At 32.7% G+C, this 18,683-nt stretch carries 18 protein-coding genes; 8 read left to right on the top strand and 10 right to left on the bottom strand.

Annotation, left to right across the window (positions count from 1 at the left end; all coding sequences use genetic code 11):
• Nucleotides 1-38: 38 nt before the first annotated feature.
• From LOS89_RS00455 to LOS89_RS00420, 8 genes are all read left to right on the top strand, one after another.
• The gene (locus LOS89_RS00455; protein WP_231835769.1) at nucleotides 39-899 is read left to right on the top strand and encodes a YicC/YloC family endoribonuclease; all 861 of its coding nucleotides are present in this window, start codon (nucleotides 39-41) and stop codon (nucleotides 897-899) included.
• Nucleotides 900-918: 19 nt separating this feature from the next.
• The gene (locus tag LOS89_RS00450) at nucleotides 919-1,614 is read left to right on the top strand and encodes a hypothetical protein (protein ID WP_231835768.1); all 696 of its coding nucleotides are present in this window, start codon (nucleotides 919-921) and stop codon (nucleotides 1,612-1,614) included.
• Nucleotides 1,607-2,182 (top strand): guanylate kinase, encoded by a 576-nt coding sequence (gene gmk / locus LOS89_RS00445; protein WP_231835767.1) that lies wholly within the window; start codon nucleotides 1,607-1,609, stop codon nucleotides 2,180-2,182. The genes LOS89_RS00450 and gmk overlap by 8 nt, the downstream gene beginning before the upstream one ends.
• A gap of 7 nt (nucleotides 2,183-2,189) precedes the next feature.
• Nucleotides 2,190-2,771 carry a nicotinate (nicotinamide) nucleotide adenylyltransferase gene (gene nadD / locus LOS89_RS00440; RefSeq protein WP_231835766.1) on the top strand — a complete coding sequence of 194 codons (582 nt, stop codon included), beginning with the start codon at nucleotides 2,190-2,192 and terminating at the stop codon, nucleotides 2,769-2,771.
• Between the two features lie 12 nt (nucleotides 2,772-2,783).
• Nucleotides 2,784-3,332 carry a hypothetical protein gene (locus LOS89_RS00435; RefSeq protein ID WP_231835765.1) on the top strand — a complete coding sequence of 183 codons (549 nt, stop codon included), beginning with the start codon at nucleotides 2,784-2,786 and terminating at the stop codon, nucleotides 3,330-3,332.
• 63 nt (nucleotides 3,333-3,395) lie between these two features.
• Nucleotides 3,396-4,562, top strand: a complete 1,167-nt coding sequence (locus LOS89_RS00430) for an iron-containing alcohol dehydrogenase (RefSeq protein WP_231835764.1) — start codon at nucleotides 3,396-3,398, stop codon at nucleotides 4,560-4,562.
• 129 nt (nucleotides 4,563-4,691) lie between these two features.
• A complete protein-coding gene (locus LOS89_RS00425) occupies nucleotides 4,692-5,687 on the top strand; it encodes an NAD(P)H-dependent glycerol-3-phosphate dehydrogenase (RefSeq protein ID WP_231835763.1) in 996 nt (331 codons plus the stop codon).
• A 30-nt stretch (nucleotides 5,688-5,717) separates the two neighbouring features.
• Nucleotides 5,718-6,695, top strand: a complete 978-nt coding sequence (locus LOS89_RS00420) for a TerC family protein (protein ID WP_231837089.1) — start codon at nucleotides 5,718-5,720, stop codon at nucleotides 6,693-6,695.
• 79 nt (nucleotides 6,696-6,774) lie between these two features.
• On the opposite strand, the gene LOS89_RS00415 is transcribed toward LOS89_RS00420, so the two are convergent.
• The 10 genes from LOS89_RS00415 to LOS89_RS00370 form a co-directional block, all read right to left on the bottom strand.
• Nucleotides 6,775-9,609 (bottom strand): GH92 family glycosyl hydrolase, encoded by a 2,835-nt coding sequence (locus LOS89_RS00415; RefSeq protein ID WP_231835762.1) that lies wholly within the window; start codon nucleotides 9,607-9,609, stop codon nucleotides 6,775-6,777.
• Between the two features lie 353 nt (nucleotides 9,610-9,962).
• Entirely contained in the window at nucleotides 9,963-10,370 is a 408-nt protein-coding gene (locus tag LOS89_RS00410) for a hypothetical protein (RefSeq protein WP_231835761.1), read from the bottom strand.
• Nucleotides 10,371-10,419: 49 nt separating this feature from the next.
• Nucleotides 10,420-11,439, bottom strand: coding sequence for a phenylalanine--tRNA ligase subunit alpha (gene pheS, locus LOS89_RS00405; protein ID WP_231835760.1), 1,020 nt, complete (start codon nucleotides 11,437-11,439; stop codon nucleotides 10,420-10,422).
• Between the two features lie 86 nt (nucleotides 11,440-11,525).
• Nucleotides 11,526-12,488, bottom strand: a complete 963-nt coding sequence (locus LOS89_RS00400; RefSeq protein ID WP_231835759.1) for a bile acid:sodium symporter family protein — start codon at nucleotides 12,486-12,488, stop codon at nucleotides 11,526-11,528.
• A gap of 9 nt (nucleotides 12,489-12,497) precedes the next feature.
• Entirely contained in the window at nucleotides 12,498-12,854 is a 357-nt protein-coding gene (locus LOS89_RS00395; protein WP_231835758.1) for a hypothetical protein, read from the bottom strand.
• Nucleotides 12,855-13,121: 267 nt separating this feature from the next.
• Nucleotides 13,122-13,883 carry a tetratricopeptide repeat protein gene (locus LOS89_RS00390; protein ID WP_231835757.1) on the bottom strand — a complete coding sequence of 254 codons (762 nt, stop codon included), beginning with the start codon at nucleotides 13,881-13,883 and terminating at the stop codon, nucleotides 13,122-13,124.
• Nucleotides 13,883-15,664 (bottom strand): BatD family protein, encoded by a 1,782-nt coding sequence (locus LOS89_RS00385; RefSeq protein WP_231835756.1) that lies wholly within the window; start codon nucleotides 15,662-15,664, stop codon nucleotides 13,883-13,885. The genes LOS89_RS00390 and LOS89_RS00385 overlap by 1 nt, the downstream gene beginning before the upstream one ends.
• Before the next feature lie 18 nt (nucleotides 15,665-15,682).
• Nucleotides 15,683-16,867 (bottom strand): BatD family protein, encoded by a 1,185-nt coding sequence (locus tag LOS89_RS00380; RefSeq protein WP_231835755.1) that lies wholly within the window; start codon nucleotides 16,865-16,867, stop codon nucleotides 15,683-15,685.
• Between the two features lie 6 nt (nucleotides 16,868-16,873).
• The gene (locus LOS89_RS00375) at nucleotides 16,874-17,644 is read right to left on the bottom strand and encodes a tetratricopeptide repeat protein (RefSeq protein WP_231835754.1); all 771 of its coding nucleotides are present in this window, start codon (nucleotides 17,642-17,644) and stop codon (nucleotides 16,874-16,876) included.
• Nucleotides 17,637-18,680 (bottom strand): vWA domain-containing protein, encoded by a 1,044-nt coding sequence (locus LOS89_RS00370; protein WP_231835753.1) that lies wholly within the window; start codon nucleotides 18,678-18,680, stop codon nucleotides 17,637-17,639. Before LOS89_RS00370 ends, LOS89_RS00375 begins: the two co-directional genes overlap by 8 nt.
• Between the last annotated feature and the right edge of the window lie 3 nt (nucleotides 18,681-18,683).

The raw sequence follows: 18,683 nt of genomic DNA, 5'->3' as shown, positions 1-18,683 counted from the left end.
CACTTTTTCTTATCTTTGAAGACATTTTTATAAAATATATGATACAATCCATGACGGGTTTTGGTAAAGCATCTTTGCAATTACCAACCAAAAAAATTACCGTAGAAATAAAATCACTAAACAGTAAAGGTTTAGACTTAAATACGCGTATGCCTTCTGTTTTCAGAGAAATGGAATTGGGTTTGCGTAATCAAATTTCGCAACGTTTAGAACGTGGAAAAGTAGATTTTTCGCTTTATGTGGAAGTTACTGGTGAAGAAACGACTTCTAAAATCAATGTGCCGATTGTAAAAGGGTATATCAATCAAATGAAAGCTGTTATTCCAACTGCTGATGAAACGGAATTAATGAAAATGGCAGTTCGTATGCCAGACGCATTAAAAACCGAGCGCGACGAAATCGATGAAAACGAATGGAAAAAAATCCAAACCGTAATTGATGAAGCGTTGGAAAATATTGCAAGTTTCAGAAAAGACGAAGGCGCTTCATTAGAAAAAGAATTTCAATTACGAATTGCTAATATTGAAAAATTAATGAACGAAGCAGTTTCTTACGATGCCGAACGAGTTGAAACAGTAAAAACGCGTTTACGAACAACTTTAGACGAATTACAAGTCAATGTTGATGAAAATCGCTTTGAACAAGAATTGATTTTCTATTTAGAAAAATACGACATTACTGAAGAAAAAGTGCGTTTGGGTAATCACTTGAACTATTTCTTAGAAACGTTGAACGGAACAGAGGCTAATGGAAGAAAGTTAGGTTTCATTACACAAGAAATGGGAAGAGAAATCAATACCATGGGTTCTAAATCCAATCATACCGAAATGCAAAAATTGGTAGTAATGATGAAAGATGAATTGGAAAAAATCAAAGAACAAGTTTTGAATGTTTTATAAAACAAATTGTAATCTGTTAATGAACACAAAGAAATTTTTCATTGCTTTTTCTTTATTTTCACTTATTTCTTGTGGAACAGCAGTAAAAAAATTAGCTGGATTTAAAAATCCGAAAGTAGAAGATAAAAAAGAACTTGCTAATTACTTTTCTGAAGTTTTACCAAACGCTTCGACATATTTCATGAAAGTGAATGAAATTGGAAACGAGAAAGAAATTTTCAACAACATTGTAAGCGGATTAAATACTGAAATTTTACTTTTTAGTAATTCAGGAGAAAAGTATTGTTATTTAGGCACTGAAGAATGTTCGGGAATTCAAATGCAAAATGCTTTCAAAAATTTTACTGGAAATTATTCTCCTTGCAAAGAAAACAATTCTTTTAAATTAAATGATTTATTAAATAAAATAACTGATATTAAAGGAAATACTATTACAATAGATGATTTACCAAAAGCAGATTATTATATTTTTCAAAATTGGAATAAATATTCAGGCTCTAAGAAAAAGCTAAAAGAAGATATTGATTGGTTATTAGGTCTAAAAAAGAATTCTAATCTAAATATTGAAGTTATTTTTGTAAATTCTGATATGTTAGAAGATTGGGGATTAGAAGAAAAAGGTGAATTACCCATAAAATTTAAAAAAGAAGGAAAAGGATTTACCATGACTTTTGGTGAACTTCCTTTAAAAACAAAACAACAACACAATGACTAAAGGAAAATTATTAGTATTCTCTGCGCCTTCAGGTTCAGGAAAAACCACTATAGTACGACATTTATTAGCCCAACCCGATTTGAATTTAGAATTTTCGATTTCATGCACTACACGAGCGCCTCGTGGTGAAGAAGTTGACGGAAAAGATTATTATTTCATCTCATGGGATGAATTCAAAAAACACATTAAATCAGAAGATTTTGTAGAATGGGAAGAAGTGTATACGAATAATTTCTACGGAACATTAAAAGCTGAAGTTGAGCGTATTTGGGAGCAAGGAAAACATGTTATTTTTGACATCGATGTTGCTGGAGGATTGCGTATCAAAAGAAAATTTCCTGAAGAAACTCTAGCTGTTTTTGTAAAACCTCCAAGTGTTGACGAACTTAAACGCAGATTAAAACAACGTTCTACGGAAAGTGATGACAAAATCAACATGCGAATTGCAAAAGCACACGTTGAATTAGCAACCGCGCCTCAATTTGATACCATCATAAAAAATTACGATTTAGATACTGCAAAAGAAGAAGCGTATCAATTGGTTAAGGATTTTATAACTAAAGAGTAATTAAAAAATGAAAATCGGACTATATTTCGGAACGTTTAATCCCATTCATATTGGACATTTAATTATTGCCAATCATATGGCGGAACATTCTGATTTGGACCAAATATGGATGGTTGTAACACCTCATAATCCACACAAACAAAAGAGTTCGTTGTTAGACGATTACCATCGTTTGCACATGGTACATTTGGCGACGGAAAATTTTCCTAAAATTCAGCCTTCAGATATCGAATTTAAATTACCACAACCAAATTATACGGTTAACACCTTAGCGCATTTACAAGAAAAGTTTCCAAAAAACGAATTTTCGTTAATCATGGGTGAAGACAATTTGAACTCGCTCCACAAATGGAAAAACTACGAAGTCATTTTGCAAAACCACAATATTTATGTCTATCCGCGACTAAATTCAGGTGAAATTGACGAGCAATTTGTAAATCATCCAAAAATCCATCGAGTAGGCGCGCCTGTAATTGAATTATCTTCTACCTTCATTCGCGAAAGCATTAAAAAAGGTAAAAATGTGGTTCCGATGTTACCGAATAAAGTTTGGGAATATGTGGAACATAATTTATTTTATAAGAAGTAATTATAACAGAATATGAATACTGATTTTGAAAAACAAATCGAGAATTTACCAAAAAAAGGTAACTCAATAAAAGACAAACTTTTCAATAAAGATTACTTTTTGCGTTCAACTGAATTTGGTGTTTCAACAACTGAAAAAGAAGAAATTATTTTTGATACAAAAAAATCAAATAATGGAACATTAATAATAATTGGATTAGCAATTGTTTTGATATGTTTTAGATTTAAAGACAGTGATAATTTTATTCCAATTTTAATCTTTTCAGGAATTGTAATGATTGCAAATCTTGTTTATTTAAAATTCAAAAAAAGTAAGTTGATAAAAATTAACCTGTCTGGTTTTGAAATCGAAAATATCAAATTTGAATGGGATGATATATATGATTTTGGTGCGTTAATAAAACCAAATAGATATATTACTTACTACGAATTGATAGTTTTTTCAAATTCTAAAGGGAAAAAAGTCTACAATCTGTTTAGTTTTCAAAGTGATAAAGATGATATTTTAAAAAATTTGAATTACTTCAAAGGAAAGTTTGAAACTAATAAAAACATCTCTTAACATTCCTTTACCATTCGTTCCCAATCCCATTGCGTAACTTTGTATTCTTAAAAATAAAATGTTATGCTAAACTTCGAATTATACAACCCTGTAAACTATGTCTTTGGAAAAGGACAAATCGCAAAACTAACTGATTTAGTTCCCAATAATACAAAAATTCTGCTGGCTTATGGTGGCGGAAGTATCTTCAAAAACGGTGTTTACAACCAAGTGAAAGCTGCTTTACCCAACCACGATATTGTGGAATTTGGCGGAATCGAACCGAATCCTCGTTTTGAAACTTTGATGAAAGCCGTTGCAATTATTCGTGCTGAAAAAATTGGTTTCATCTTAGCTGTTGGTGGCGGAAGCGTGATTGATGGTGTAAAATTTATTTCGGCAGCCGTTAATTTTGAAGGCAATGAAGCGGATATTTTAAAGAAAAGAATTTTATTCAAAGATGTTTCCAAAGTGATTCCTTTTGGAACCGTTTTAACCTTGCCAGCAACAGGTTCGGAAATGAATTCAGGCGCTGTGGTTACGATTGAAGCTACACAAGAAAAACTAACCTTAGGCGGAAGTGCTTTGTTTCCAGTTTTCTCAATTGTTGACCCAACGGTCATTACTTCTTTACCTAAAAGACAATTGCAAAACGGTGTTGTGGATGCTTTCACACACGTTATGGAGCAATATCTAACCTATACACACGATGCTTTATTACAAGACCGAATTTCAGAAAGCATTTTACAAACGCTAATTGAAATTGGTCCAGATGTTGTAGAAAATCCGAGCGATTATAAATTGGCTTCCAACTTTGTTTGGAGTGCAACAATGGCATTGAATGGTTTAATTCAAAAAGGAGTTCCTTCCGATTGGGCAACACACATGATTGGTCATGAATTAACCGCTTTATACGAAATTGATCATGCAAGAACCTTGGCTATTATTGGACCTAACTTGTACCGCGTCATGTTCGATACGAAAAAAGAAAAATTAGCACAATACGGACAACGCGTTTGGAACATTCAAGGTAATTCAACGGAAGAAATTGCAGAAAAAGCGATTGAAAAAACGGTTGAGTTCTTCCACAAAATGGGCATGAAAACCAAAATTTCTGAAAACGCAGAAAACATCGAAAAAACAGCTGATTTCATCGTAAATCGTTTCGAAGAAAGAGGTTGGAAAGCCATGGGTGAAAAGCAAAACATCACGCTTGAAAAAGTGAGAGCTATTGTAGAAATGAGTTATTAAAAAATACCTATTCATCATAATAAAGGCACGGAGTTTTTCTTCGTGCCTTTGTATTAAAAAGAGTTTCGAAAACGTTTTTGTAAATCCTTTAGAATTGACTATTTTTGATGTTCTAAATTAATCAGTAAAATGGAAAAAAAGCCAAAGTTTGCAGTTATAGGTGGTGGAAGTTGGGCAACTGCAATTGCAAAAATGCTTTGTGAAAACCAAGACGAAATTGCTTGGTACATGAGAAGCACTTACGCTATAGAACATTTAAAACATCAAAGACACAACCCAAATTATTTAAGTTCGGTTGCGTTTGACATCAATAAATTAAAACTTACTAACGATATCAATGAAGCAGTTGCATATGCAGATTATGTAATTTTCGTTGTCCCATCTGCTTTTTTAAGCAAAGAATTAGAAAATTTAACGGAGAGTTTAAAAGACAAAATCATTTTTTCTGCTATTAAAGGAATTGTTCCGGAATCGAGTTTAATTGTTGGCGAACATTTTCATAGCAAATACGGCATTCCATTCGAAAATATTGGAGTAATCACGGGTCCATGTCACGCGGAAGAGGTAGCTATGGAACGTTTATCGTACTTAACGATTGCTTGTAGCGATAGAAAAAAAGCAAAATACGTTGCTAAAAATTTAAGTTCGCATTACATCAAAGCTAAAACTTCAGATGATATCATTGGAACTGAATATGCAGCTGTTTTAAAAAATATTTACGCTATTGCTGCCGGAATTGCTCATGGTTTAGGTTATGGTGATAACTTTCAAGCGGTATTAATGAGTAACGGAATTCGCGAAATGAAAAAATTCATTCGTAAAGTTCACAAAATGAAGCGAAACATTAACAATTCGGCTTATTTAGGCGATTTATTAGTTACGGGTTATTCTATATTTTCAAGAAATAGAATGTTTGGAAACATGATTGGAAAAGGTTACACGGTTAAATCTGCACAAATGGAGATGAGCATGGTTGCTGAAGGTTATTATGCCGTTAAAAGTGCTTACAAATTAAATCAGGAATATGGTGCCGACACACCAATTATTGACGCCGTTTACAAAATTTTATACGAAAACAAAGACGCAAAAACCGTTTTCAAGGCATTAACAGAAAAATTAAATTAATCCATGCTATTTTCACTAAAAACAGGTGCAATTGATCATTTAATTGATCATCCAGGAATTATTACGGCTTTTACCATTACCATCATTGCTATGTTGGTATTAGATTTAGGTGTTTTAAACAAAAAAGGTCACGTGATTTCCAATCGTGAAGCGGCTATTTGGTCGGTAATTTGGATTTCTTTAGCCATGGGATTCAGTGGTATTATTTATCACTACATGGGAGCCGAAAAATTCATGCAATTTCAAGGCGCATACTGGATTGAAAAAGCACTTTCGGTAGATAATTTATTTGTTTTTATTTTAGTTTTTGGTTATTTCAACGTAGCAAAAGAAGCCCAACACAAAGTGTTATTTTGGGGTGTGATTGGAGCTTTGGTTTTTAGAGCGATTTTCATTTTTGCGGGTGTTTGGTTACTGAATTATACCTATTTACCAGAAATGGAGCTTTTTGGACACATGGTTAAAATCAATTACTTGTTAACACTTTTCGGAATTATTTTGATTGTTGCCGGAATTAAATCGGCATTAAGTCAGGAAGAAGATGAAGGAAGTAAAGATTTTACAAAAAGTCCAGGTGCTCGATTTGTTTATAAATTTTTCAATGTAACCCATCAATATGATGGCGATAAATTCTTTACTATTGAAAACGGACTTAAAGTAGCAACGCCTTTGTTTGTAGTGGTTGCAATCGTTGAGTTTACCGATTTATTATTTGCGATTGATAGTATTCCAGCAATTTTTGCTATTGCTCCTGATGATCCGTTCATTTTGTACACATCGAATATTTTTGCGATTTTAGGATTGCGTTCGTTGTATTTCCTTTTGGCGAACTTTATGTACATGTTCAGTAAATTGAAATACGGATTAGGATTTATCTTGGCTTTTATCGGAACTAAAATGATTATAGCGCCGTTTTATCACGTTCCTACAAGTTTATCTTTATCTGTTGTGGGTGGAGCTCTAATCTTGTCTGTAATCGCTTCTTTATTATTTCCTGATAAGGATTAAATATTTGAACACAATATTAAACCGCAGATTCGCAGATTTAACCTAGTTAATCTGCGAATCTGCGGTTAATTTTTGGCTCTTACTTGATAGTAATTTCGTCTATAAAAATAAACGCATCGCCACCAAAACCTTGATGCCATTCTGGTAACTTACCGAAGTTTTTTGCGATTACTTTTACGTAACGTGCTGTTTTCTTCTTGTCTAAAAGAACTCCAAATTCTCTAGTAAATGAATTTTCATCTTTTGGATCAATTTCACTATATTTTGCAATATCAAGACTTCCAACAGAAGTAAAATTGACATTATCTGTTGAAATAAAAAACTCCAAATAAGTAGGCATCAAAATCCAAGAACGACTATCTTGTAGAAAATTTGCCTTAAACGAATATAACTCTTTTACTTCTTTTAAATCGACTACCGCTTCAAAATCTTGACTTTGATAGCCTTGCCAATCGCCTTTTCTCCAATTCTCCGTTCCTAAAATACCATCTAACAACCCTTCTGGACCACCGGCATGATATTGCGGATTGTAAACCGATTTTATGTTGATGCTGTAATTGTTTGGTTTTTTGAAGAAGGTTGCAGAAATAGTATCACTAGCTGTAGCTCCATTTTTTACAAAAGCATAAATAGTTGTCGTTTTAGTGATTTCAATTGGTTTTTTGTACAAGAGTGAAACCCCTACAATATTATTTTGACCATCTTCATTATAAGTCCAATAATAAATTTTATCCTCTGAATTTTGAGATTTCAATTCAATCTTCAAATTATCTTTAAACGCTTTACTTTCTGATTGAATTACAGGAACTGGAATAATACTATTTCGACTTTGTATATATACATTTGTGTTTAACAAACTTGAAAGATTTTCACTTGCTATAACCTCAAAATATTTAAACTCATCATTTTTAGAAATAATTTTTGAAGTATTATCTTCAAAAATTATTTTTGAGTTATCAAAATATGGTTTAGTTCTATTCCACAACGGTTTTCCTGGAGTCACCGAATAAATTCCCATCGAACTTAACACATACCAAGCACTCATTTGACCGCAATCTTCGTTTCCAATTAATCCATCTGGAGTGTTTGTGTAAAACTTATCTAAAATATACTTGACTTTTGCATTCGTTTTTTCGGGTTTTCCCACGTAATTATACAAATACGCCATGTGATGACTTGGTTCGTTTCCGTGTGCATATTGCCCAATTAAACCTGTAACATCGACTTGTTCTCTACCAGTAGTTTTACTTTCGCTGTTGAACATTTCGTCTAACTTGGCTTCAAATTTTTCAGGTCCGCCATAAGCTTCAATCATACCGTAAATATCTTGTGGTACGAAAAACGAGTATTGCCAAGAATTTCCTTCAGTAAAATTATTGTTGACTTCTCTTGGATCGAAAGGTTTGTCCCAACCGCCGTTTTTCTTTGGACGCATGAAACCGGTTTCCCTATCGAAAATGTTTTTCCAATTTTGAGAACGTTTCATGAAATATTGATAATCTTCTTGCTTATTTAAAAGTAAAGCCATTTGAGCAATGCACCAATCGTCATACGCATATTCTAAGGTTTTAGAAACGCTTTCGTGTTCGTCATCTATCGAAATAAAACCGTTTTTCTTGTACGCATCCAAACCTAAAACATCGCGCATAGCAGAAGCTTTACTGGCTTCAAACGCTTTTTCGTAATCAAAACCTTTTATACCTTTTACCATCGCATCTGCAATTACAGAAACGGAATGATAACCAATCATACAATCGGTTTCATTGGAAGCTAATTCCCAAACTGGTAACCTACCGCCTTGTTCGTATTGTTTTAAAAACGTGTTGATGTAATCAGAAGTTCGTTTTTTATCAATCAACGTATACAATGGGTGCGCACCTCTAAACGTGTCCCAAAGTGAGAACACCGTGTAATAATCAAATCCTTCGGCAACATGAATTTGGTTGTCTCTACCGCGATATTTTCCGTCTAAATCTTGCGCGATATTGGGTTGCATCATCGTGTGATATAAAGCGGTGTAGAAAATCGCTAATTTGTCTTTATCATCAGAAGTAACTTCAATTTTTGATAATTCTTTGTTCCAAAGTGCAATAGCTGCTTTGTGTGCTTTATTGAAATCCCAATGTTTGATTTCGGAACTGTTTAGTTTGGCTCCTTCATAACTTGTTGGCGAAAGCGAAACTTTTACGAGAATTTTTTCGCCTTTTTTGACTTGTTTAGAGAAACTTATTTTTAATTCTTCATCCCCTGTATATAAATCTTTTGGTTTGTTTTTTCCTCGAGCATTGCTTATTTTTAATGGTACATTAAATTCTATTCGTGCATAAACATATTGATCTCTAGCCCAAGCTTCACTTCTTCTTAAAACCTCAATCGTTTTATTGTCTACAACACGAATTCTTCCTTCTAAAAGTTTATCACGATGATTCAGATCTAAAATAATATTGGCTTGACCTGCTTTTTTAAACGTGTATTCATGAAAACCAACACGAGTTGAAGTGGTTAAACGCACATCGATATTGTGTTTGTCTAATTTTACGCTATAAAAACCTGCAGAAGCTTTTTCATTATCATGTGAAAAATTAGAAGAATATACTTTATTATCAAACGAAGGTTCGCCCATAGTTGGCATCAACATGATATCCCCATAATCCGAAACACCTGTTCCATTCAAATGCGTGTGCGAAAATCCGTAAATCACATTATCGGAATAATGATAACCACCGCAACCATCCCAACTGCCATCGATTCGTGTATCTGGAGACAATTGCACCATTCCATAAGGCAAAGTAGCACCTGGAAAAGTGTGGCCGTGACCGCCAGTTCCAATAAATGGGTTGACGTGTTTGGCGAAATCTTGTGCTTGGGAAATAATAGTAGTTAAAAAGGCTAAAGCAATAAGAAATGGTTTCATGTTGTTGTGTTGAAAAAATTTCTTAAAGGTAAAAATATTTTCTAATTGTTGTAAGGATAAGGGTGTGTTTGAGTTTTTACCACATAGAAACATAGGTTTTTCTAATTCTTTAGAGGTGTTACACTTTTTTGAGGCAACAATAGAATTGTGTTGAATTTTAAACATTTAAGTCATATAAGAAAGTATAAGAAGTTCTTTGTCTAGATGAGTTCATATAAGTTTTCCTATGTTGACTTTGTAAAATGAAATACCTAAAATATTCATAAAGTTAATCTATGTGCCTATGTGGTGGAAACAAAAAACCACGAATACATTTCTGAATTCGTGGTTTCAATATTATAATTTACGAAAATTTAATTCGCGAAAACGCCTCTTTTGTTGATAATAGGTAAATCGGCAGTGGCTTTTTCATTGATGGTATTCAAACGAAACACGAAGGTTTTATCGTATAATTGTCCGTTTGCGAAATACGATAACATGAATTCGTTATTCAATTGTAAGACGTTGTTTTCTAACAATTCTACTTTAACAGCAGTTCTCGGTTCTACTTTGGCAAACGCATGACGGAATGTTCCCGTTCTACGTTCTTCGCCATTGATTAAACCATAAGCGCGTGAAACTACCATAGCCATTTCCAACAAATTATCGGTGTCGTTTACTAAGTAAGCGTACCAAGAATTTTCCATAAAATCGTCGTTCCATTCTTGAAAAGCTACAATGTGAACGCCTTCTACTTTTGGGATGATAATGTCTTTTTTCATTGAAACAGTATTAAGATTAAAGAATTAAGTATTAAGACTTTATCTTAAATTATATACTCGATTTGAATTGTTCTAAGAAACGCACGTCGTTTTCATAAAACATACGGATATCGCCAATTTGGTACAACAACATCGCAATACGTTCTACTCCCATTCCGAAAGCAAAACCTGTATGTTCGTCTGGATTGATACCACAGTTTTTCAAAACGTTTGGATCTACCATTCCGCAACCACCAATTTCTAACCAACCAGTACCTTTGGTAATTCTGTAATCCGTTTCGGTTTTTAATCCCCAATAAATATCGATTTCAGCACTTGGTTCTGTAAATGGAAAATACGATGGACGTAAACGGATTTTCGATTTTCCGAACATTTCTTTCGTGAAATACAACAAAGTCTGTTTTAAATCGGCAAAGGAAACGTCTTTATCAATATACAATCCTTCTACTTGATGGAAAATACAGTGCGAACGCGATGAAACTGCCTCGTTACGAAAAACTCTTCCTGGAGAAATCGTACGAATTGGCGGTTTGTTGTTTTCCATGTAACGCACTTGTACTGATGATGTATGGGTACGCAATAAAACATCTGGATTCGTTTGAATAAAAAACGTATCCTGCATATCTCTTGCTGGGTGATATTCTGGTAAATTTAATGCTGTAAAGTTGTGCCAATCATCTTCGATTTCTGGACCTTCAGATACATTGAAACCAATAGTTGAAAAAATATCAATCATTTGGTTTTTCACAATAGAAATTGGATGACGCGAACCAATGTTCATTGCCTCACCCGGACGAGTAGTATCGCCATAAATTCCTTTTGCTTCTTCTTTACTTTCGATTTGTTCTTGTAAAGATGCTACTTTTTCTTCAGCAATAGTTTTTAACTGATTAATTACTTGTCCAAACTCTTTTTTCATTTCATTTGGAACCGTTTTAAAATCAGCGAAAAACTCTTTTAATAAGCCTTTGCTTCCTAAATATTTAATACGGAATTCTTCTATTTTCTCTTTATTATCAGCATGAAAAACTTTTACTTCTTCAATGTGATTTTTAATCTTATCAATCATTGCAAATCTTAAATTGACCGCAAATTTACAAATTAAATTTTTTTGATTTGATTTAATTGTAAAGATTCTCGTTTTATAACTAAAAACTACTTTTCTTCTCTAGCGCCAAGTTTTGAAGCAATTACGCTAATAATGAAGATTTGAGCCGCGTGAAATAACATCAACGGTAATAAAATTACGCCTGTTGGCATTGTTGCTGGAAAAAGAATTTTTGAAAAAACAGTTCCGTGAACCAATGATTTTTTTGTTCCACAAAATTGAGCAGTAATCTGATCTTCTTTGTTGAATTTTAATTTTTTCGTAATAAATCCAATTAAATAATAAACTCCGTAGAACAACAGAATATTAGCTACTAAAATCAGAAGTAAATCTGCTAAACTTACCGAAGTGAAGACTTTTTCTTCAAACGATTCTGAAAAGCTTTTGTAAATAATGATTAGAATAATTGTTTTATCGAATAACGTTAATTGCTTGTTGTATTTAGTTGTATATTTTCCTAAAAAACGCTGCAATAGTAAACCCAAGATAACAGGTAATAAAATCTCTGTCAAAAGTTTGATATAAATAACACCCAAATCGAAATCGGCTGTAGATTGTTGTAAAAACATTCCCATCCAAAGTGGTGTTAAAGCGATTCCTATTAAACCCGAAATACTAGCGTTAAAAATAGCAGCTGGAATATTCCCGTTAGCAATAGAAACCATAACAACCGAAGACGAAACCGTAGAAGGTAAAGCAGCTAAAAACAAGAATGCTAACCATAGCATTTCGGAATGTTCTGTGTGAATTAATGGTTTAAAGGCTAATACGACCAAAGGAAACAACAGAAACGTAGCCAATTGAACTACTATATGCAATTTCCAATTTTTGAGTCCGCTTTTGATTTTATCAGGATGCAGTTTTAATCCGTAGAAAAAGAAAATTAAAGAAATTCCTAAACTCCCTACGACATCTAAAGGGATTGGACTTTCTTTTGAGCCCCATTGCGGGAACAAATATGCCAACAATACAACTCCTATTATCGCTAAAACAAATTTGTCTATTTTCATTAAAATGAATTAATCAATAAGCTCTTTCTCTAAAAAATAACCAACAATTGCCTCTTTCATTAAAACAGCTTGTTCGCCAGCTTTTAATGGTGGTAATTCTTCTTTTACTTTGTAATGTGGCCAACCGTCGTTATCAAAATATTCGAATTCGTAATAACCGTAAGGTTCTAATAAACGACAAATGGCAATATGCATTAAGTTTACTTTTTCGTCTTTTTTGAAAGTTGCGTGAATTTTCCCTAATTCTTGAACACCAATAAGATAAATTATTCCTTCTAAATCAAGGGTTTCTCCATCTGCAAATTTATTTGATAATATAGTGACAACGCTTTCCCAGCGTTCTTTTAATTGTTCGTCTCTTGACATTTTCTAAGATTTTAGATGATGGGTGATGGGTGATGGATTCCTATGACCAATTACCGATAACCAATTATCAAATTTCTTGCAAAGATAACAACAGAAAACCACTTTCAACAATTCTTTTATCTTTGTTCTTTATTCTATATTATTGAAAGATGAGTTTTATTGATATTGTTTTCGCGGTTTTATTAGGTTTTGCGGTTTATAAAGGACTTAAAAACGATTAAATTTCCCATTTTTATTTTCTAAAAACTCTCAACTGATTACCGAATACTATTCCTTCACTTCTTTAATCGCTTCTTTGTCAATCCACGCTTTGGTTTTGTCGGTAAGTTCAACCTGTTTCCAATTACCTAATTCTTCTAAAACCAACACTTTTGTTCCTTCGTGAAGTGTTACCACATCTTCTGAACTGTTTTTAGGTTCGGCTTTTAAAGTTGTCGTTTCTGCGAAAACAATGGCAGGATTATAATTTGTATCGAATTTTTTCTGTAAGAATGCAGCTAAAACAGTAACTCCAATTCCAACTAAAAACAACAAGAATAAACTAAAAAAAGTACGTTTTAGAGCCACAGTATTTCCAAAATAGTAACCTAAAAAAGTAAGTAAACTTAACACTGCAATCCAAACAGCAATCCAAGCCCAAGTATCGTAATGCAATTTTGCTGTGAAATCTTTTACCATTTTCTTAAAACCAACTTCAGGAACAATTTTAATGTCGTCTATCGCCGTTTTTTGAGCAAAGTCAAGGTTGGTTTGAATCGCTTCGTCCTCAGGGCTTAAAAGCAATGCTTTTTCGTAATAATAGATTGAAGGCGCAACTTTTCCAAGTTTGTAATAACAATTTGCCATGTTAAAATACAAATCGGCCGATTCGTTTCCTTGATTTGCGATACTTTCAAAAGATTGTAACGCTTGTTCGTAATCGCCTTTGTTGTATAAATCGTTTGCTTTTTTGAAGGTAGCATCGATGGATTCACTTGCATTGGCAAATGAAATCAAAAACAAAAGGAATAGTATAATTTGCTTTTTCATTATTTCAATTGTTTTTCAAGTTCTGAAATGATAGTAATAGCTCTATCAAAATCGTTATGCATTGCGGTGTCTGTTGCTGGAGCATATCTCGCAAATTCGCAATCGTTCATTAATTCCATGAATCGATTAATACTTTCTTCGGATGCGTTTCGTTGTTGTAACAATTCGATGATATTTTCTTTGCTCATTTCAACCGTTTCGATATGTAATTTAGCTTTTAAGAAATTGTGTAATGCCTTTTCCATTGCCATATAAAACGGAACTTTGTCGCCCATTTGTTTTTTGGCTTCCGACAAATATTTCTTAACCAATTTGTTGTTTTGTCTGATTCTATTTCCAACCACATCTGCATCTTTTGCTTCTTTTTGTTTTCTAGCAATCATTACAATCGGAATTAATAAAAGTGGCGTTAACAATAAACTATAAAACAATCCCGAACCTAAGAAATCTTCTCTAGAAGCAGAAACAAATTCGGTTTTCAACTTGTTGAATTGAAATACTTCTTTTTTCTGAATGGTTTGTTTGTTGGTACTTGGTGTATTGGCTACAACCGTTCCATCTCCTTCGGCAACATCAATTGTGATTTCTTTTGAAGTGATGGTTTTATAAGACTTACTTACCAAATCATAGTACGAGAACTCCATTGGTTTAATCGTATATTTTCCTTTAAATTGAGGAATGATGGTGTATTTATCCGAAACTTTTCCCACCATTCCGGTTAATGGTGTTTGTACGTTTTCGGTATGTGATGGTTCGTACATTTCTAAAGCAGTTGGAACTACTGGTTTTGGTAAAGTAAATAATTTTAAGTTTCCTTTTCCCGAAACACTTACTTCTAAATCTAACGATTCGCCCGCTTTTAAAGCTGTTTTAGAAGGTATTACTTTGAAATCAAAATTTCCTACAGCTCCAGTAAAACTTGCTGGTTTTCCTTTTTCTGGAAGCGGTTTTACATTAATGGTTTGTGTTCCTGTTGAAAGTGATTTTTCAACCATACGCATTTCGTATTCTCCAAACCAATCACGACGACCAGTTGGAACCTCAGCATCTAAATCGATTTTGAATGGTTCAATGGTTTTAGCACCCGCTTCTAATGGATACAAAATTACCTTGCGCAGCACCACCATACTATAATCTTTTCCGTTGTATTTTCCACGTTCGGCACGCAATTGCTTCATGTCGATATACTGACTCCAGAAATCGTTATACTTTGGTGCTTTAAAATTTCTAAAATTTCCAACAGTAGAACGAGGTTCAAAATATAATTTATAAACTACAGTAACTGGTTCATTTACAAAAGGATTCTTTGTAGATAATTCGGCAACCAAATGAATTCCTTCTCCAAAATTCATATTATTAGGTTGACCTGGATAAGTTGGCATTTGGATAGGATCAGTAATTGTAATTTTTATCGGAGCTGATTTATAAACTGTTCCATCATATTCAATTGAAGCAGCGCCAATGGTAAAAGTTCCTTTTTTAGTAGGTGTTAAATAGTAAATAACTTGGGTTGAAATTTCTCGTTTTTGATTCACTCTACCATTTACAATCGTTATTGATGTTTGGTTTCCTTTATTGATGAATGGTCCTTCTGCTTTAAAACTAGGAAACTTTGGTGGTACAAAATTATCACCTTCGTTATTGATAGAAAAAACCAATTGAATTCGCTCATTTAAACCATAAGAACTTCTTTCTGTTTGCGCTTCAAATTTTACTTGAGCGGAAACAGATAAAGCCGATAGAAAAAAAAGTACAATATGTATTTGCTTTAAAAATTTCATTTTCGTTTTAGTCGTTCTTTATTTTACAATAATTGAAAACTCTTTAGACTTTATTGATTTGTGTTGTTGATTAATTTCGTCGTAAAAATAGAAATCTATTGATTTAAATTCTATTTTACCATCTATAATTGCTTTTAACTTATATGTTCTTGAGGCAATTGTTTTAATTTTAGTTTCCTCAATTGTATTCTCATTTTGTATTACATCTGAAACAACTTCAATTCCATTAGGTAATCTCAATTTAGGAATCATTTCATCTTCTAAAAAACCTTCTCCATAAACTTGAATCTGAACTTCAAAAATTTTATTTTTTCTAATTGAAGTTTTCTCTGGTTCTATAACATCAATTTTATAATTTCCGTAAGGATAAACATAATTATAGGGTAATCTGAAGTTTTCAAAGTTTTGAACCTTTATTCTCTCTGAAACCACTGGAATTATTTTTCTTGCTGCCTTTAAAATACTTTCGTTTTCAATTTCAGAAACTTCTTTATTATAATGAACAATAATTTTATTGTGGATATAGGTATCATATAACTCTTTAAATCGCAATACGTCAGTCCTGATTACAACACAATTATATTCTTTTCCGTTATAATTAGCTAGAAAAGGTGCATCGGCATTTTCTGAAATTGAATAAATAAAAAAATCGTCTACATATTCTTTTTCAAAATCTAACTGTATCGAAGATGGCCTAATATCTTTATCATAATACAATTTATATTTTACTGTAATTGGCTGATAGCGATGCGGTTTATAATTTGAAATTTCTGGAATTATAAAAAGTTTATTTTCTGTATTTAAAGGATCGTTTTCAATCGTTTCACCTTTAACGTTTATAATTATTGGATTAGATTGATACTTTTTACCTTTATAATCAAATGTTACTTCCTCTATTGTTGATAATCCTATTTTTTTTGGCTTTAAATAGTACTTGTGGGTTACTTTTGAAGTCTTGATTCCGTTTGTTATTGTGACTGAACTCGCTATACTTTTTTGAGAATAAAAATCAAAATCATTGAACGTTGGCTCAATCAATTCAGCATCGTTGGTGTTAATTTCAAATTCAACCGTTAGCACATCAAAAAAACCTATTTCTGTGCTTGAAACTTTTTCGGAAATAATTATTTTCTCTTCTTGAGAAAATCCCCATAGAGAGTTAAAAACAAGAAATAAAACAACTATTTTTTTTATAAAATTCATGATTAATTACCAATCTTTTTCATTTGAAACCGGACGTGCTTTCACTTTCTTCGCATTCACTTTGTCCTGAACTTTCTTCTCTGCATTATTAACCGCATCTAAAATATTATCGATGCGTTGTTTATCGGCGCCACTTGGTTTTGGGTTTTCGTTTTTGTCATCTTTCTTTTCTCCGTCGCCCTTACCTTCTTGCTTATCGCCTTGTTTATCTTTATTGTTCTGATTGTCTTTATCAGAATCTTTTTTGTCGTTTCCTTTGTCTTTATTGCCGTCTTTATCTTTTGGTTGCGGCTTGTTATCTTGACCTCCGCCTCCTTTGTTGTCTTTTTTATCGTCTTTAGGTGGTGGATTTTCTTTTTTCTTTCTTTTTGCTAATGCATAATTGTAACGCGTTTCTTCATCGTATGGATTATTGCGCAATGCATTTTTATACGCTTCTACAGCGGCATCATAATTTTTTTCTAACATAAAAGTATTTCCTAAATTATGATAGATACGATGTTTTTCTGTTTTTGTTTTTGCGTTTTCTAAGGCTTGTAAGTATTTAATTCTTGCTTCGCTTTGTTGGTTTTGACGGTAAACGCTATTAGCTAAGTTATAACCAGCAGTTGCTTTTTTAGGTGATTTTTTTGATTCGGTTACACGAAAATCAGCTTCGGCATCAGCGTATTTCTTTTCTTTAAATGACTGATTTCCATTGTAAAGATTTTTGTCTTTTTCTTGTCCAAAAAGCAAAATACTATTCAATAATAGCACTATGTAAAGTATCTTACGCATGTTTCTTTTCATTAAATAAGTTCAACTTTTGCACCCATGCTGTTTTTTTCTCCAAAAGGAAAACATCTACTAACAATAATAAAAATCCTAAAGCTAAAAACCATTGGTATTGCGATTCAAAATCAGCTATTTGTTGTGATTCGAATTCCGATTTTTCAATTTTATCTAACGATTTTTTTAGCTCTTCAACTATTTCTTTTGTACTAGTTCCTACTAGAGATTTCGACTTTGTTTTATCAGCAATTTTCTTTAAAACTTCAGGATATAATTTGGTAATTACCGTTTGTCCTTCTTGATCCTTTTTATACGAAGTGATAGTTCCTTTATCATCACGTAACGGAATTGGACCACCTTTTTCGGTTCCTACACCAATGGTAATAATATGAACGCCTTTTTCTTTAGCCATTTCCACTGCTTCATCAGCTCCTTCTCCATGATCTTCTCCATCAGAAACTAAAACAATAAGCTTACTAGTATCTTTTACATCAAAGAAATCAACTGCAAGTTTAATAGCATCATTAAAAGCGGTTCCTTGAGATGAAACCATATTAGTATTCATACTTTGCAAATACATTTTTGCAATGCTGTAATCGGTTGTCATTGGTAAAACTGGATAAGCACTACCTGCATAACCTACAATTCCAACTCTATCGTTTCCTAATTGATTGATGATTTGTGAAACAATCTGTTTGCTTTTCTCTAATCGATTAGGCGCCACATCTTCGGCCAACATACTTTTAGAAATGTCGATTGCAAAAACAATATCTATTCCTTGGCGTTTAACCGTTTCCATTTTAGTTCCCATTTTTGGATTAACTAAAGCAATAACAATACAGGCTATAGCTAATACCAAAACACCTAATTTTAAAACGGGTTTAAAACTTGATTTTTCTGGAGCTAATTGTTTGAACAATTCTAAATCGGCAAAAACAGCTTGTCTTTTTCTTTTCCAAAACATATTGAATAGAAAAAGAGCAACTAATACAGGTATTATTGCTAATAAATAAAAATATATAGGACTTTCTAATTCAAACATTTT

Origin of the sequence: Flavobacterium channae, assembly GCF_021172165.1 — a bacterium.
Taxonomy (GTDB): domain Bacteria; phylum Bacteroidota; class Bacteroidia; order Flavobacteriales; family Flavobacteriaceae; genus Flavobacterium; species Flavobacterium channae.
Note: the sequence above shows the minus strand (reverse complement) of the source record. Positions and strands in the feature narration are given on the sequence as shown.

Bases quoted from the DNA above. Each gene is read 5' to 3' on its own strand.
- LOS89_RS00380 (WP_231835755.1), bottom strand. From the start codon at position 16,867: ATGAATTTTATAAAAAAAATAGTTGTTTTATTTCTTGTTTTTAACTCT.
- LOS89_RS00415 (WP_231835762.1), bottom strand. From the start codon at position 9,609: ATGAAACCATTTCTTATTGCTTTAGCCTTTTTAACTACTATTATTTCC.
- LOS89_RS00400 (WP_231835759.1), bottom strand. From the start codon at position 12,488: ATGAAAATAGACAAATTTGTTTTAGCGATAATAGGAGTTGTATTGTTG.
- LOS89_RS00370 (WP_231835753.1), bottom strand. From the start codon at position 18,680: ATGTTTGAATTAGAAAGTCCTATATATTTTTATTTATTAGCAATAATA.
- LOS89_RS00375 (WP_231835754.1), bottom strand. From the start codon at position 17,644: ATGCGTAAGATACTTTACATAGTGCTATTATTGAATAGTATTTTGCTT.
- LOS89_RS00410 (WP_231835761.1), bottom strand. From the start codon at position 10,370: ATGAAAAAAGACATTATCATCCCAAAAGTAGAAGGCGTTCACATTGTA.
- LOS89_RS00395 (WP_231835758.1), bottom strand. From the start codon at position 12,854: ATGTCAAGAGACGAACAATTAAAAGAACGCTGGGAAAGCGTTGTCACT.
- LOS89_RS00390 (WP_231835757.1), bottom strand. From the start codon at position 13,883: ATGAAAAAGCAAATTATACTATTCCTTTTGTTTTTGATTTCATTTGCC.
- LOS89_RS00435 (WP_231835765.1), top strand. From the start codon at position 2,784: ATGAATACTGATTTTGAAAAACAAATCGAGAATTTACCAAAAAAAGGT.
- nadD (WP_231835766.1), top strand. From the start codon at position 2,190: ATGAAAATCGGACTATATTTCGGAACGTTTAATCCCATTCATATTGGA.
- pheS (WP_231835760.1), bottom strand. From the start codon at position 11,439: ATGATTGATAAGATTAAAAATCACATTGAAGAAGTAAAAGTTTTTCAT.
- LOS89_RS00385 (WP_231835756.1), bottom strand. From the start codon at position 15,664: ATGAAATTTTTAAAGCAAATACATATTGTACTTTTTTTTCTATCGGCT.
- LOS89_RS00455 (WP_231835769.1), top strand. From the start codon at position 39: ATGATACAATCCATGACGGGTTTTGGTAAAGCATCTTTGCAATTACCA.
- gmk (WP_231835767.1), top strand. From the start codon at position 1,607: ATGACTAAAGGAAAATTATTAGTATTCTCTGCGCCTTCAGGTTCAGGA.
- LOS89_RS00450 (WP_231835768.1), top strand. From the start codon at position 919: ATGAACACAAAGAAATTTTTCATTGCTTTTTCTTTATTTTCACTTATT.
- LOS89_RS00425 (WP_231835763.1), top strand. From the start codon at position 4,692: ATGGAAAAAAAGCCAAAGTTTGCAGTTATAGGTGGTGGAAGTTGGGCA.
- LOS89_RS00430 (WP_231835764.1), top strand. From the start codon at position 3,396: ATGCTAAACTTCGAATTATACAACCCTGTAAACTATGTCTTTGGAAAA.